Here is a 15163-nt window from a genome sequence, read left to right on the forward strand (position 1 = left end):
GGCCTGGCGCGGCGTTGTGGGCGCGGGCGGGGGTGTCGGCGCGGCCGGGGCGCTGGTGCCGGGGCGGACCGGCGGCGGCAGGCTGCCCGGCGCGGTGGCCTGGCCGAGCGCCGGCCCGGCGCCAAGCAGCGCGAGCAACGCGAATCCGATCCGGCGCGGGGCTGTCATGCCCTTCTGTCCACCTGCGGCCGGGGCGGGGTCAAGCGCGCTACAGCGTGACCACCTGGCCGGCGCCGAGGGCTTGGAGAAACGTCACGATCCCGGCCACTTCCACACCGGCGGCGAGCGGCATGTCGACCAACTCCTCCGCGCGCAGCCCGGCGTCGCAGGCGATCAGGCGCACGCCCATCTCGATGCAGGCGGCGCGCAGCGTGGCGATGCCGGCGACGCCACGGGCGGCGATGGCGGCCTCGCGCGGGTCATCCATCAGCGGGCAGGGTTCGGCCAGCAGCAGGCAGCCCCGGTTGGTGGCGAAGACGACCACGTCGCGCCCGATGGCCGCGGCGCCGGCGGCGACCACCAGGGCGTAGTGGGCACGGGCGTGGGTGCCGGATTCGAGGAGGATGCCGAGGGTCGTCATGGAAGGCAGGTCGGGGGAGGGCACCGACCGCGAATCCCCCGCCGTTTTCTGGGCTTTGGGAACGGGGCTTTGCGTCCGGTCACGCCGCGCACACCGCGGCCGTCGACCCATGGCCCGACAGGTCGCGGATGGTCGCGTGGTCGCCGCACAAAGCACAGGCCGGGTCGCGCTTCAGCCTGACGGTGCGGAACCGCGCATCCAGCGCATCCCACAGCAGCAGCCGCCCTTTCAATGGGTCGCCGATGCCCAGGATCAGCTTCAGCGTTTCCGTCGCCTGCAGGGTTCCCATCACGCCGGTGACGGCGCCCAGGACGCCGGCTTCCGAACAGGTCGGCACCAGCCCGGGCGGCGGCGGTTCGGGATGCAGGCAGCGGTGGCAGGGATGCGCGCCGTCATGGCCGGCAAAGACACTCAGCTGGCCTTCGAAGCGCAGCACCGCGGCACTCACCAGCGGGCGCGCCAGCAGGTGGCAGGCATCGCCCAGCAGGAAGCGCGTGGCGAAATTGTCGGTGCCGTCGCAGACGATGTCGTAGCGCGGAATGAGGTCGCGCGCGGCCTCGGCGTCCATGCGGCGGGCATGGATATCGATGCGCGTGTCGGGATTCAGGGCGCGCAGGGTCTCGGCGGCGCTCTCGGCCTTGTTGCGGCCGATGCGCGCGGTGGTGTGCGCGACCTGGCGCTGCAGGTTGGACAGTTCCAGCGCGTCGTCGTCGATCAGCCCGAGCGTGCCGACCCCGGCGGCGGCGAGATACAGCGCCAGCGGCGAGCCGAGCCCGCCGGCGCCCACGATCAGCACGCGCGCGGCGCGCAGCTTCGCCTGCCCCGTCGCGCCCACTTCCTCCAGCAGGATGTGGCGCGAATAGCGGTGCAGCTCCGCCTCGGTGAAGTCGAGATCCATGGACGGGATATGGGCGCGGCGGGGCCTGCCCTGCAAGCGGAGCGCTTGCGGCCCGGCACCGCCCGGCGCGAAATGCGCCGATGAACGAGGAGGATCTGATCCGCAGCCTGGCGGTGGCCCTGGCGATCGGCCTGCTGGTCGGCGCCGAGCGCCACTGGCGCGAACGCGACGACGCGCCCGGCCGCCGCACCGCCGGCGTGCGGACCTTCGCGCTGGTGGGGCTGTCGGGCGGCATCGTCGCCGCGCTGGCCGCGCCGCTGGGGCCGACCGGCGGGGCGGTGTTGCTGGCCGCCGGGCTGTTCGCGCTGATGGCGGCGCTGCTGCCTTTCGCCCTGCGGGAGGCGGAGGCCGAGGACCGCTTCAGCGCCACCAGCCTGGTCGCGGCGATCGGCACCTATGCGCTGGGCGCGCTGGCCGTGGCCGGGGAGGCGCGCGCCGCCGGCGCCGCCGCGGTGGCGATGACCGCCGTGCTGGCGGCGCGCGAGCAGCTGCACGGGCTGATGGCGCGCATCACCTGGGCCGAGCTGCGCTCCGCCATCCTGCTGCTGTCGATGACGCTGGTGGCGCTGCCGCTGGTGCCGGATGCGCCGATCCCGTGGCTGGCGGGCATCAATCCGCACAAGGTCTGGACGCTGGCGATCCTGCTCGCGGGGATCTCCTTCCTCGGCTACCTGGCGGTGAAGCTGGGCGGCGGGCAGCGTGGGCTGCTGCTGGCGGGGGCCGCCGGCGGGCTGGTGTCCTCGACCGCGGTCACGCTGTCGAATGCCGCCGCCGCGGCCAGGGACGGGCCGGCGGCGGCGCTGGCGGCGGGCGCGCTGGTGGCGGGGGCGGTGTCCTGCCTCCGCACGGCGGGCCTGGCGCTGCTGGTCGCGCCTGAGATCGGGCGGGCGCTGTGGCCGGCGCTGCTGGCCGCGGCAGCCGGGATGGGCGTGGTGGCGCTGCTGCTGGCGCGCCGCCGCGCGGCGGCCGGGGACACGCCCGCCGCACCGGCCAATCCCTTCGAGATCGGCGCGGTGCTGCGCATGGCGCTGCTGCTCGGCGGCGTGGGTGCGCTGGCGAAGTTCGGCGCGGAATGGCTGGGCGGTCGTGCCGTCATTCTGATCGCCGCCGTGACCGGGCTGACCGATGTGGATGCCATCACCCTGTCCGTCCCGGCGCTGGTGCCGGCGACGATCACGGCGGCGGTCGCAGCGCAGGCGGTGGCGGTCGCCGTGGCGACCAACATCCTGGCGAAGGCGGGCTACGCGTTGGCGCTAGGGTCGGCGCGCTTCGGCGTGCTGTTCGGGCTGGGGTCCGCGGCGGGGCTCGGCGCCGGCGCGGCGATCATGGTCGCCGCGCTGCGCTGATCAGTTCACGCTCGCGCCGGATGCGCGCACGATCGGTGCCCATTTCTCGGTCTCGACGCGGATGAAGCGCGCCAGTTCCTCGGCGCTGCCGGGCATCGGCTCGACGCCATGGCGGGCGAGGTGCGCGCGCACCTCGGCATCCGCCATGGTCTCGCGCATCGCGGTGTTCAGGCGCTCGACGACGGCCGCGGGCAGGCCCCTCGGCCCGACCAGCGCGTACCAGTTCGCCACCTCGTAGCCGGGCAGCGTCTCGGCCACGGTGGGCAGGTTGGGCAGCATGGCGGAACGCTGCGGCGTGACCACGGCCAGGGCGCGCAGGCGGCCGCCTTCGACCTGCGGCAGCGCGGTCGGCGCGGTCGAGAAGGCGAAGTCGGTCTTGCCGCTCAGCAGGTCGGTCATCAACGGTCCGCCGCCGCGATAGGGCACGTGGATGGTGCTGATCCCGGCCATCTGGTCGAGCAGCGCGCCCGCCAGGTGCCCCGCGCCACCCACGCCCGAGGAACCGTAGGACAGCGTGTCCGGCCGCGCCTTCGCCGCCGCCACCAGGTCGGCCACGGTGCGCCAGGGCCGGTCGGCCGGCACCACCAGCACGTTCAGCACGCTGCCCGCCATCGCGATGGGCGTGAGGTCGGCCTGCGGGTTGAAGGACAGGTTCGGGTAGAGCGTCGGGTTGATCGCCAGCGCGCCGATCGTGCCCATCAGCAGCGTGGTGCCGTCCGGGGCGGCGCGCACCACGGTCTCGGTCGCCAGGTTGCCGCCGGCGCCCGGCCGGTTGTCCACCACGATGGGCTGGCCCAGCAGGGATTGCAGCTTCGGCTGGATGGTGCGGGTGCTGATGTCGGTGGCGCCGCCGGCGGCGAAGCCGACCACGATGCGGATCGGGCGGGTCGGGTTCCAGGCCTGCGCGGCGGCAGGCAGCGGCGCGGCGAGCAGCGGCAGCGCGGCGAGGCGGCGGCGGGTGAGCATGGTGGTTCCTCCGGCAGGGTGCCCATTGGCCGGGCTGGAATTGTACTTAGCTCGCGGCCGCAACCTGGAAAAGCCGGCGTGTAACTCAATTGTCGAGCGATATTCGCAGCCTTTGATAGACTGTAACGATCTGGTTGCACACAAGACGACGCGTGCCTGTGACCCGCCATCTCCCAGGAAGGCCGCCGCCATGATCCGCACCCACATCGCACCCGCCGGCGCGCTGGCCGCCATGCTGTTCGTATGCGGCTGCGCCCCGAACGCCGCGAATGTGGACGTCACCGAGCAATGGTCCGACGCGATGGCGCGCCTCGACATGCTGGCGCTGTACCCGCTGCGCGAGGACGCGCAGATCGGCGACGTCTTCCTGATCTCGACGCGTGAGGCCGACCCCGATCTCAACCCACGCTTCCGCACGCTGCGGATCGGCGCGGCGGAGTCCTGCGACCTCGAGGACATGCTGCTCAGGCAGGAGAGCTCACGCCTGGCGATCAGGTGGACGCAGCCGTCGGCCGGCGGCGCGGCGCCTGTCGCACCGGCGCCGGCGGCGACCGCGACGGCGACGCTGACCGTACCCGGCACGGTGAGCGTCGTCGCGCGGCCCGCTCCGGCGGCGCGCGCGACCACTACCGTCACGGAGCGCGCGCCGGAGTCGCCTTGCCCGCAGCGTGTAGCGGCCGCGCGTACGGGGCGCAGATCGCCGCCGCCGCCGAGGCCTGCGCTGTTTGTGCAGGATGTCGGCGGCACAGCTTCCGGCCAGCCGCGCCTGCGCCGCGTCGCGGTGCCCGGCCTGGTCGCCTCCAGCCTGACCGCCGCACAGATCGGCGCGGCCGGACCGGTCGCCGACATCGCGGGCGCCCTGGGCTTCAACAGCAGTCGCCACGCGGCGGTGACCATCCGGCTGCGCAACCTGGTGTCGATGTCGATCGACGAGAACATCGCGATGGACAACCTCGAACGCCTGCGCATGGCGTGGGCGCGCGCCAATCTGCCACCCACGCGGCTGATCCGCTACGTCCACACCATGGATGAGGACGCCGCGAGCCGCCTGTGCCGGGCGCGGTCGTCTGACCTTGAGCGGTTGTCGATGTTCATCGCTCTGGCCAATTCCATCATCTACGCGAGGCGCGTCGAGTACGAATTCAGCCAGACCAGGACGCAGGCTCTGCTCGGCGGCGCCAGCCTGGCCGCGCTGTTCGCGCAGGTCTCCCCGGCCCCGATCCCGACCGTGCCCGCAGCCGTCCCCGCCACCGTGGGCGGCGCCGCTGACCCCGGCGCGCTCGCGGCCCAACTCCGCGCCGCGCAGGTCGCGCTCGCCGAATCGTTGCCGACGTCGCCGGGTGCGCGCCTCAGCCTGGGTGTCGGCAGCTTCGGCGGCCTTTCCCTGGCCGAGGATTTTCCCACGCCCGTTGCGGTCGGCATGGGCACCCCCGTCTACTTCACCGTCGCGCGCTCCCTGTTCATCGCCGCCACGAGCCAGGATGTGGCGGATCGCGAGATGAACCGGGCGCTGCATACCTGCGGCCGCATCCTGAACCCGCCCGGAGAGACGCAGACGCCGCGGCCCCTGCGCAATGTACACGAGCTGATCTGCAGAAATTCCCGCGAAGCCCAGCGAATCGAGGCGATCGAGCTGGAAAATCCGCCCGCGAGCTTCCTGCCGCGCTCCTGCGACGGCGAGGCCAACCGCCTCACCACGGAGCTGCTCGACCCCCCGGGCACGACAAGGCTGGTGTCCGAGCCCCCCGTGCAGTTGCCGCCGAGCACCGTCTCGCCCGCCCGGGTGCTGCGCGGCCAGCGTGGCGCGCCGATCTGACCGCCAGCGGCGCTACTCCGCGGCGAGGCTGGCGGGAAGGCGGAAGGTGACATCCTCCACGATGCCGGGCAGCGCCTCGACCGATGTGGCGCCGAGCCCGCGCAGCCGCGCCACCAGCTCCTCGACCAGCCGTTCCGGTGCCGAGGCACCGGCGGTGACGCCCACCGCGACGGCGCCGTCCAGCCAGGCCGGGTCGAGCGCGGAGGCATCCGCGATCAGGTAGGCCTGCGCCCCGCATTCCGCGGCAATCTCCCGCAGGCGGTTGGAGTTCGACGAATTCGCCGCGCCGACCACCAGCACGACCGGCGCGATGGCCGCCAATTCGCGCACCGCGGTCTGGCGATTCTGCGTGGCGTAGCAGATGTCCCGCGTGTCGGGCCCGGTCACGTCGTCGAAGCGCGCGCGAATGGCGGCGATCACGCCGCGCGTGTCGTCGACCGACAGCGTGGTCTGGGTGACGAAGGAGACCTTGGTGTCGCGCGGCAGCGGCAGGTCAACCACGTCCGTGGCGGTCGCGACCAGGTGCACCTGCGCGTCGATCTGGCCCATGGTGCCGATCACCTCGGGGTGGCCGGCATGGCCGACCAGGATGATGGTGCGGCCCTGGGCGGCGTAGCGGCGGCCCTCGTTATGGACCTTGGTGACCAGCGGGCAGGTGGCGTCGAGCACATCGAGCCGCCTGAGCGCGGCCTCGCCCTCGACCTTGCGGGCCACGCCATGGGCCGAGAAGACCGCCACGGCGCCGACCGGGATCTCGTCCACCTCCTTGACGAAGACGGCACCGCGGGCGCGCAGGTCCTCGACGACATGCCGGTTGTGGACGATCTCGTGCCGGACATAGACCGGCGGGCCGTAGCGTTCGAGCGCGCGCTCGACGATCTCGACCGCGCGCACCACGCCGGCGCAGAAACCGCGCGGCTGTGCCAGAACGACCCGCATTGCTGAAGCCCCCTCCCGGATGGACGTGTCCGGGGCGGGATGTCGCCCCGCCCGCCGCGATTGCAACCGCAATCAGCCGGGACTTACAAGCGGGATCGTCACCAGCCGTTGACGCGGTCCCACACGGCCAGGACGTCGCGCCCGCCATCGACCACGAAGTAGCGGTCATGCGCCGCGACGGTCAGGCAGGTGTGGTTGGGGGCGATGCGGACCAGCGCGCCGATCGGCAGGGCATCGAAGGGCAGGGGGTGTTCGCTGCGCACCTCGCCATGTTCCTGGTGGGTGCGCGCCACGATGGCGTCGCCGAAGCTGGGCCGTCCGTCGAGGTCGAGCATCAAGCCGAAGCCGTAGTCCTTCGGCGCCTTCTCGGTGCTGCGGTCCTTCGACAGCGCGATGGCGCCGGCATCGACCAGCACGGCGTTGCGGTCGGGCTTGCGGCCGGTGACGGCGGTGAGAACCGTGACGGCGATGTCGTCCAGCCCATGCGTGCCGATCTGGCCCTGGAACAGGTCGCCGAACATGTAGACGCCGGCGCGCACGTCGGTCACGCCGCCCATGTCGCGGCCATAGAGCGCGGTGGGCGAGGAGCCGAGCGAGACGACATCGACCGTCGCACCCATGGCGCGCAGGCGGGTGGCGGCGGTGACGGCGCCGCGGTGCTCGGCCTCGGCGATCGCTTCCAGGCCCTGCCGGGACCGCTCGGCGTAGGAATGCCCGGCATGGGTCATGATGCCGGCGCAGCGCGCGCCGAGGCGGCCGGCGATCTCGGTCAGCAGGGTGGAATCGGGCGCGACGCCGCCGCGGCCCTCGCCGCAATCGACTTCGACCAGCGCGCGCAGCGGCCCGGGATGCGCGGCGATGGCGGCGGCGACATCGGCATCGTCGGTGATGACCTTCACGTCGCCGCCCTGCGCGTTCAGCGCGGCGATGGCGTCGAGCTTCGCCGGCGTGATGCCGACGGCGTAGATCTGGTCGCGAAAGCCGCCGCCGGCGAAGTAGCGCGCCTCGGCCACCGTGCTGACGGTGATCGGTCCCTTGCCGGGCGCGGCGAGGTCGGCGACCGCGATCGACTTCGCCGTCTTCATGTGCGGGCGCAGCACCAGGCCCGGATGCCGCGCCACCGCGGCGGCCATATGCGCCAGGTTGCGCTGCAGGATGGACAGGTCGAGCACGAGGCAGGGCGTGGGCAGGTCATCCAGCGTCATGGCGTCACCAGCGTGAGGCGATGGAGAGTTCGACGAGTGAATCCTGGATCTCCCGCCCGCCATCGGCGCGGCGCAGGCCGACCACGGCGTATGGCGTGTTCCACGACGCCTGCGCGGTGCCCGTGCCTTCGGTCACGCCCTGGAAGGAGGCATCGGTCAGGCAGGCGCCGACCTCGTGCTGCAGGGCGCGGAAGCGGTCCTGCGTGGGGTCGGGGCGCTGGCGCGGGTCGTGGCGCGACATGACCGCGTAGAACACGCCGCGCGGCGCGCCGCCGGGGGTCTGCAGGGTGCCGTGGCGTTCCTCGACCGAGCCGGGGATGTTGCGCCCGGTGCGCGGCATCCAGTCGAAGCGCGACTGCGCGGCCTGCACCAGCTGGTGCAGCGCGGTGCACAGGGCGGTGTTCGCGGAGGCAGCGCCGGGCAGGGCGATAGCGAGGGAGAGGGCAAGCAGCAGGGGGCGCATGAAGCGTCTCCGGATCGGGGGCGATCTTCCTAGGGCCAGCGCGCCTCGGGGTCCATCGGCAGCACCGGGCGCGGAAGGTGCTTCCAGGGGAAGGTGGCAAGGTTGGGCGAGGTCAGGCCGGGGCAGTCCACTTCCACGATCTGCTCGTGCTTGAAGAACTCGTCGAAGCCGCCGCGAAAATGGCCGCGCGACTTCATCACCACGGCGCGCGCGCGGCCGATGTCGAGGCCGAGGTGTTCCAGGAACACCGGATCGGCGCATTGCGTGCGCCCTTCGATGACCACCACGGCGATGCCGCCGATCTGCAGCCAGGCGGTGCGGCCAAGGCGCACGGAGCGCCCCGCATAGATGCCGCGCCGGCCGGTGACGTCGCCATCCGACAGCGCGCGCACTTCGGCCTCCGCCGCGAAGGGCCTGGAGAACGGGTCGTCGGCCGCGACGGCTCGGTTGAACTGCGCGGTGAAGCGTGCGCCCACGCCCAGCGCATGGGCCTCGGCCGCCAGCGGCGCATCGGCGATGATGCCGATGATCGCGTCCTGCACGCCGGCGCGGTGGAAGGCATCCAGGATCCACATGGTGTTGCCGCGCCCGCCGCCGCCGGGATTGTCGGCGACATCGGCGAAGGCGAGCGGCACCGGGCTGGTCTTCGCCAGCCGCACCGCCTCGTCGAGGCTGGTGAGGTTCGCAACGAAGCGTGCGCGGCGGTCCCAGGCCGCTTCGGCCAGGGTCTGCGCCAGGGACTCCGCCGCGTCGCGGTCGGTCGCGGTGACAATCACCGAGAAGCCGTTGAACGGCGTGTCGCCATAGGAAAACCCGGCCATGGCCGACACGTTCACGATGCGATTGTCCTTCGCCGCCAGTTCCTGGCCGAGGTTCATCACCTCCGCATAGGGCCCCTGCGCGGTCAGCAGCGCGGTCTGCGGCGAGACGATCGGCAGGCGGCGATGGGCGCGGTGGAAGCGTTCGCCCGCCAGCAAGCGGCGCAGCAGCTGCGCGGATTCCACACCGCGTTCGTGCATGTCGAGATGCGGGTTGGTGCGGTAGCCCACGAAAGCATCGACGGTCGCGACCATGCGGTCCGACACATTGGCGTGCAGGTCGTAGGAACAGACGAAGGGGATGTCGCCCAGGACCTCGCGCACCAGGGCCTGGAGCGTGCCCTCGGGGTCGTGGTCGTGCGCGGCCAGGCCGGCGCCGTGCATGATGGAATAGACGCCGTCCACCTGGCCGCGCAGGGCCGTGAGACCGGCGTGCCAGGTCGCCAGCATGGCGTCGAAATCACCCTGGTCCACCGGGCCGTTGGGTTCGGCGGCGGCGATCATGACGGGCAGCGGCATCCAGTCGCCGGTCGCGTTCATGCCGGCCAGGAAGCCGGAGAGTTCCGCGGGCGCGCGCGGCGCGGGCTTTGCCGCCTCGGCCAGGATGTCGGCGCCTTCCAGGTAGCAGCGGCCGTCGAAATCGGCGCGGCGCGCGGGGGGCGCGAAGCGGTTGCATTCGATCGAGAAGCCCAGGATGGCAATGCGCGGTGCGGGCATCAGAGGGGCACTCCCAGCATCTCGGCGATGCGCGGCGTGGATTTCAGGCCGGTGCCGGTGAGCACGATCACGGTGGTCTCGTCGGCGCGGATCGTGCCGGCTGCGATCAGCCGCGCGAAAGCGGCGGCCGCCTGGGCGCAGGTAGGTTCGACATAGATTCCGGTGCGCGCCAGGTCGAGCGTGGCGGCCGCGATCTCCTCCTCGCTGAGCATCACCGCGCTGCCGCCGGAGCGTGCCAGGACCTCGCCGCATTCGCGGCTGCGCAGCGGTTGCGCGATGGCGGTGCCCTCCGCGATGGTGGGCTGCGCCGGCACCGCGGGAAGGCCCAGGAAGGCGCGCGCGATCGGCGCGCAGTTCGCCGGCTGGGCGGCGAAGATGCGCGGCAGGCGCGTGATCTCGCCGGCGCGCAGCAATTCGTCGAAGCCGATGCCGCAGCCCAGCACGTTCGACCCCGCGCCGCAGGGCACGATGACGTTGTCGGGCGCTGTGAAGCCGAGGTCTTCCCACAGTTCATAGGCCAGCGTCTTCGTGCCGTGCAGGAAGAAGGGATGCCAGTTGTGGCTGGCGTAGAAGATGCTGGTGGCCTCGGCCAGCGCGGCATCGGCGCAATCCTGGCGGCTGCCGGGGATGAGGCGGATGGTCGCACCCGACGCACGCGACTGCACGGTCTTGGCCGGGGACGTGCTGGCCGGGACGAAGATGGTCGCCGCCATGCCGCCGGCCGCCGCATAGGCCGAGACCGCGGCGCCGCCATTGCCGGAGGAATCCTCCAGCACCGCCGCCACGCCCTGCGCGCGCAGCAGGGAGAGCATCACGGATGCGCCGCGATCCTTGAACGACCCGGTGGGCGCGAACCACTCGCACTTCACCAGCGCCGAGGCACCGCCGATCACGCGTGGCACCAGCGGCGTGCAGCCCTCGCCCATGGTGATCGGGTCGTCGGGGATGAAAGGCAGCGCGGCGGCGTAGCGCCATAGCGAGCGGTCTTCCGTGCGGATCGCCGCGCGGGTGATGCCGGGCAGCGGCGTGAGCAGCAGCGGCGCCTGGTCATCCCCGCACCAGCGCGGCGTGTCGAGCGGATAGGTGCGCCCCGTGCGGGGGTCGAGATAGGCGATGTCGGTCATGGCGGCCGCAGCCTCGCTTGCCCGGGCGCGCCCGGCAAGGGATGCTGCGCGCATGACCGATGATGCCGAAGCCGTCCTGCGCCTGGCCGCCGATCTGGTTGCGATCGACAGCCGGTCCTCCGTGTCCAACATCCCGCTGGCCGAACGGATCGAGGCGGAACTGGCCGGCTTCGACGTCACACGCGTGGACTATGCCGATGCGAATGGCGTGGCGAAGCGCGCGCTGGTGGCGCATCGCGGCCCGCGCGGCGGGTTGGCGCTGTCCGGCCACATGGACACGGTGCCCGAGACCGGCTGGATCGATCCGTGGTCGCCGCGTGTGGCGGACGGCATGCTGCACGGCCTGGGCAGCGTGGACATGAAGGGGCCGGTCGCCGCCTGCATCGTCGCGGCGCGCGGCCTGCCGGACAGCATGCCCGCCACGCTGCTGATCACCACCGACGAGGAGACCAGCAAGCAGGGCGCGCGCGCGGTTGCGGCTTGCGATGCCGCGCGCGCATTGGGCCTGCGCGGCATCATCGTCGCCGAACCGACCGGGCTGCTGCCGGTGCGTGGGCACCGCAGCCATATCGAATACACCGCGGTGGCGAGCGGCGTGCAGGCGCATTCGTCGACCGGGCAGGGGGCGAATGCGAACTGGGTGCTGATCCCGTTCCTGGCCGAGATGAAGGCGGTCTTCGAACGCCTGCGCCACGACCCGGCCTTCCACGATGCCGGCTACGACCCGCCCTTCAGCGACTTCAACCTGATCGTCGACAATCACGGCACGGCGGTGAACGTGACGGTGGCGAAGGCGACCGCGCGCATAAAATTCCGCCGCAGCCGCAACGTGGACTACGCGCCGATCGAGGCGGCGGTGCGCGACGCCGCCGCGCGCACCGGTGTCACGCTGACCGAAAAGCGCGAGGGCACGCCGCCCGAATTGCCGGCCGACCATCCGCTGGTGGCACTCGCGGTGCGCGAGACCGGGCAGCCCGCGCGCACCGCCCCCTATGGCACCGACGCATCCGAATTGCAGGACCTCGCGCCCTGCATCGTGATGGGGCCGGGCAGCATCGCCACCGCGCATACGCCGCATGAATGCGTGGCGGTGGCGGACCTGGTCGCGGCGGTGCCGCTGTTCCGCAGGATGCTCGCGGCTACGCCGGCAGGCTGACGCGCACCTCGCCGACCGGCTTGCCATTGCTGTCGTTGATGATGCCTTCGACATCCTGCGCCAGCGCATCCGCCGCATCCACCAGGCCGAGCCTGCCAAGCAGCGCGGCAAACACGCCCATCTTCGCGCGCGCCGTGCCATCGGCCAGTTTCACCGCGATGCCGAGCCCTTCCTCCGGCACGAAGCCGACCACATATCCTTCCGCGCCGCCCTTCAGCAGCACGCGGCCCTGGCTGGCGCGCACGATCTTCCCGGTGGAGGACCCGCGGCCCGACAGATGGTCCGGATAGGTGCGGATGGCCGATTGCAGGCGGCGAATCGCGGTGCGGCGTGCCTGTGTCGCGACACGCGCCGCGGCCCAGCGCGCCGCACCGCGCGCCATCGCCGCCATCGGCAGCGCCAGCGCCGGCAGGCCGCAGCCATCCACGCCGCGCGGCAGGCGCGTCGCATCCTCACCGAGCAGCTCGCTGAACGCCTCCAGGTACAGGCGCTGTGCCGGATGCGCCGGGTCCGCATAGCCCAGCGGCGCGCCGAGATGCTTCGTCAGCGTCAGGAAGCCGCAATGCTTGCCCGAGCAGTTGTGGAACACGCGCGACCGGTCGCCGCCGGCGCGGATCACGGCGATCTGGTCGGATTGCGCGCGTGGCAGGTCCGGCCCGCAGACCAGCGCGGATTCGTTCAGCCCCAGCCGTTCCAGCCAGCCGCGGACCAGCGCGACCTGGAAGTCCTCCGCGCCGTGCGAGGCGCAGGCGAGCGCCAGGTGTTCCTCGGTCAGCCCCGCCGCATCGGCGGCGCCGCTCTCGACCAGCGGGATCGCCTGGAACGGCTTCAGCGACGACCGCGGGAAGGTCACGAAGGACGGATCGCCCCAGGATTGCAGGATGCGGCCATCGGCATCCGCCACCACCGCGACGCCGTGATGCAGGCTCTCCAGGATTCCGCCGCGGCGGATCTCCGCCATCGGCACGAAGGGGCTGGTCATGGCGCGGGCTCCGGGATGGCGCTGCTGCCGGGGCGGCCTTCCAGCACCGCGTCGAACAGCCGCACCTGTTGCGGCAGGCAATGCGCGTGCAGGTCGAAGCGTTCCAGCATGGTCTGCCGCGCCGCGCGGCGCAGCGGCATGTAGCGGTCGGGATGGGCGATCGCGTCCACCACCGCATCGGCCATGCGCTGGTGGTCGAAGAAGGGCAGCATCAGGCCGTTGTGCTCGTGGCGCATGACCTCCGCCAGCGGCGGCGTGTCGGAGCCGATGACCAGCGCCTCGCAGCCCATCGCCTCAACGAGGGACCACGACAGCACGAAGGGGTAGGTGTAGTACACATGCGCGCTGCTGATGCGGAACAGCGCCACCAGCCCTTCATGCGGGATGCGGCCGGTGAAGTGAACGCGCGCCATGTCGAGCTTCGCGCCGACTTCCTCCAGCATCGTCGCCTTCCACGATTTCCCGTCGGTCGGCACGCGGCCATAGCCGCGCTCCTCGCCACCCACGATCACGGCGTGGGCATTCGGGCGGCGCGCCAGGATCTCGGGCAGCGCGCGCATGAAGATGTCGAAGCCGCGATAGGGTTCGAGGTTGCGCGACACGAAGGTCACCACCTCCTGCCCCTTCGTGACGGTGTGGCCATCGGGCAGCTTCACCGTGGTGGGCCCGTTCGGCGTGGCGAAGTTCGCATCGACGCCTTCATGCACGACCGATGTCTTGGCGCGGATGAACTCCGGGTAGCGGCTGCGCTGCCACAGCGTGGGCGAAACCCCCCAGTCGGTCGCCTCCAGCGACTGCAACTGCGTCATGTTCAGCGTCCGCACGCGCGCCATCTCGTCGAGCGTGACCTCCTGCGAGGGGTCGAAGCCCACGTCGCCGCCGGTCGACCGGTAGTAGAACTCGCAGTACTGCAGCAGCTTCGCATCGGGAAACACGTCGCGCAGATACAGCCCTTCGCCCCAGCCGGGATGGCAGCAGATGATGTCGGGCACGAAGCCCTTCTGCTTCAGCCCGACCAGCGCGCGCGCCACGGACTGGCCGCGACGCACCGCGGCCTCGACCGGGCGGAGGTAGCGATGCGTCTTCTCGCCGGCGCCCTCGGGGGCAGGGTAGCGCAGGTGCTGGGGCCCCGGCGGCGACGTGTTGGCGCGCTCGCCCAGGCCGATCACCTGGGCGCCCTTGCGGCGCGAGATGATGGGTGCGAGGTGCCGGTACTGGCCCGGGAAGTTCTGGTGGATGAACAGCGCCTGGACCACGAAGCCCGCCTCCCGTGCTGCGCCCGCGGCGCGTCCCGGTTGCTTGATGCCGCCAATCCGCCGGCGCGGCAACGGGCCGTCTGGCGGCGGCGGCGCGCCGGGGCCAGGATGCGGGCGATCGGGCAAGGGATGGTGGTCATGGGGTTCGACTTCGCGGGGCGGCGCGTGCTGGTGGCTGGCGGCAGCCGGGGGATCGGGCGGGCGATCGCGCTCGGCTTCGCGGCGGCCGGGGCGCAGGTGTCGGCCTGCGCGCGCGGCGCCGGCGACCTCGATGCGCTGCGCGCCGCGGGCGTGCGTCACACCCGCCCCACCGACCTGGCGGATGCCGGGCAGATCGCCGCGTGGGTCGAGGAGGCCGCGGCGACGCTGGGCGGCATCGACGTGCTGGTGAACAACGCCTCCGGCTTCGGCGCGCCGGATACCGAGGAGGCCTGGAAGCGGGGCCTCGACATCGACGTGATGGCGACGGTGCGGGCCTCCAATGCCGCGCTGCCGGCGCTGCGCGGGTCCAAGGGGTGCATCATCAACACCACCTCGATCTCCGGGCTGGAGCCCACCACGCGTTCGCCGGCCTATGCGGCGGTCAAGGCGCTGGTGATCCACTACACGGCGTCGCAGGCCGCGATGTATGCCAAGGACGGTGTGCGGGTGAATTCCATCGCGCCGGGGTCGATCGAATTCCCGGGCGGGTCGTGGGAGAAGCGGCGCACCGACGATCCCGCGCTGTACAACCGCATCCTGGCGGGCATTCCCTTCGGGCGGCTCGGCATGCCGGAGGAAGTGGCGGATGTCGCGCTGTTCCTGGCCTCCCCGCTGGCGCGCTGGGTGACCGGGCAGACCATCGTGGTGGATGGCGGCCAGATGCTGGGCTGACCGCCGCGCGCCTGCGCCGCGACG

14 protein-coding genes are annotated in these 15163 nt (G+C 72.2%); 4 read left to right on the forward strand and 10 right to left on the reverse strand.

Annotated elements, in window-relative coordinates; all coding sequences use genetic code 11:
• Nucleotides 1-208: 208 nt before the first annotated feature.
• Nucleotides 209-580, reverse strand: coding sequence for a DsrE family protein (locus LQ222_RS21055; protein WP_230168816.1), 372 nt, complete (start codon nt 578-580; stop codon nt 209-211).
• A gap of 79 nt (nt 581-659) precedes the next feature.
• Nucleotides 660-1478: a molybdopterin-synthase adenylyltransferase MoeB gene (locus LQ222_RS21060; RefSeq protein WP_230168817.1), complete on the reverse strand. Its 819-nt coding sequence runs from the start codon at nt 1476-1478 to the stop codon at nt 660-662.
• An 80-nt stretch (nt 1479-1558) separates the two neighbouring features.
• Between LQ222_RS21060 and LQ222_RS21065 the strand changes: the two genes are divergently transcribed.
• Nucleotides 1559-2824 carry a DUF4010 domain-containing protein gene (locus LQ222_RS21065; RefSeq protein ID WP_230168818.1) on the forward strand — a complete coding sequence of 422 codons (1266 nt, stop codon included), beginning with the start codon at nt 1559-1561 and terminating at the stop codon, nt 2822-2824.
• Here the strand turns inward: LQ222_RS21065 and LQ222_RS21070 are convergent, their stop codons facing one another.
• A complete protein-coding gene (locus LQ222_RS21070) occupies nt 2825-3790 on the reverse strand; it encodes a tripartite tricarboxylate transporter substrate binding protein (RefSeq protein ID WP_230168819.1) in 966 nt (321 codons plus the stop codon).
• Between the two features lie 190 nt (nt 3791-3980).
• On the opposite strand from LQ222_RS21070, the gene LQ222_RS21075 reads away from it, so the two are divergent.
• Nucleotides 3981-5606: a hypothetical protein gene (locus tag LQ222_RS21075; protein WP_230168820.1), complete on the forward strand. Its 1626-nt coding sequence runs from the start codon at nt 3981-3983 to the stop codon at nt 5604-5606.
• A gap of 12 nt (nt 5607-5618) precedes the next feature.
• Here the strand turns inward: LQ222_RS21075 and ispH are convergent, their stop codons facing one another.
• The 5 genes from ispH to LQ222_RS21100 form a co-directional block, all read right to left on the reverse strand.
• On the reverse strand, nt 5619-6545 hold the full coding sequence (ispH, locus tag LQ222_RS21080) for a 4-hydroxy-3-methylbut-2-enyl diphosphate reductase (RefSeq protein ID WP_230168821.1): 927 nt from the start codon (nt 6543-6545) through the stop codon (nt 5619-5621).
• 98 nt (nt 6546-6643) lie between these two features.
• Nucleotides 6644-7750, reverse strand: a complete 1107-nt coding sequence (locus tag LQ222_RS21085) for an alanine racemase (RefSeq protein ID WP_230168822.1) — start codon at nt 7748-7750, stop codon at nt 6644-6646.
• A 4-nt stretch (nt 7751-7754) separates the two neighbouring features.
• Nucleotides 7755-8213, reverse strand: a complete 459-nt coding sequence (locus LQ222_RS21090; protein ID WP_230168823.1) for a hypothetical protein — start codon at nt 8211-8213, stop codon at nt 7755-7757.
• 29 nt (nt 8214-8242) lie between these two features.
• A complete protein-coding gene (locus tag LQ222_RS21095; RefSeq protein WP_230168824.1) occupies nt 8243-9748 on the reverse strand; it encodes a M81 family metallopeptidase in 1506 nt (501 codons plus the stop codon).
• Nucleotides 9748-10872: a pyridoxal-phosphate dependent enzyme gene (locus LQ222_RS21100; RefSeq protein WP_230168825.1), complete on the reverse strand. Its 1125-nt coding sequence runs from the start codon at nt 10870-10872 to the stop codon at nt 9748-9750. Before LQ222_RS21100 ends, LQ222_RS21095 begins: the two co-directional genes overlap by 1 nt.
• A gap of 52 nt (nt 10873-10924) precedes the next feature.
• On the opposite strand from LQ222_RS21100, the gene LQ222_RS21105 reads away from it, so the two are divergent.
• Nucleotides 10925-12028, forward strand: coding sequence for a M20/M25/M40 family metallo-hydrolase (locus tag LQ222_RS21105; protein WP_230168826.1), 1104 nt, complete (start codon nt 10925-10927; stop codon nt 12026-12028).
• On the opposite strand, the gene LQ222_RS21110 is transcribed toward LQ222_RS21105, so the two are convergent.
• Both LQ222_RS21110 and LQ222_RS21115 read right to left on the reverse strand, forming a co-directional pair.
• Nucleotides 12012-13010, reverse strand: coding sequence for an asparaginase (locus LQ222_RS21110; protein ID WP_230168827.1), 999 nt, complete (start codon nt 13008-13010; stop codon nt 12012-12014). The genes LQ222_RS21105 and LQ222_RS21110 overlap by 17 nt on opposite strands.
• Nucleotides 13007-14266, reverse strand: a complete 1260-nt coding sequence (locus tag LQ222_RS21115) for a glycosyltransferase family 4 protein (protein ID WP_230168828.1) — start codon at nt 14264-14266, stop codon at nt 13007-13009. The genes LQ222_RS21110 and LQ222_RS21115 overlap by 4 nt, the downstream gene beginning before the upstream one ends.
• A gap of 138 nt (nt 14267-14404) precedes the next feature.
• On the opposite strand from LQ222_RS21115, the gene LQ222_RS21120 reads away from it, so the two are divergent.
• On the forward strand, nt 14405-15139 hold the full coding sequence (locus tag LQ222_RS21120) for an SDR family NAD(P)-dependent oxidoreductase (RefSeq protein WP_230168829.1): 735 nt from the start codon (nt 14405-14407) through the stop codon (nt 15137-15139).
• The last annotated feature ends 24 nt before the right edge of the window (nt 15140-15163 follow it).

Source organism: Roseomonas sp. CECT 9278 (assembly GCF_918698155.1).
In the GTDB taxonomy this organism is placed as follows: Bacteria; Pseudomonadota; Alphaproteobacteria; order Acetobacterales; family Acetobacteraceae; genus Neoroseomonas.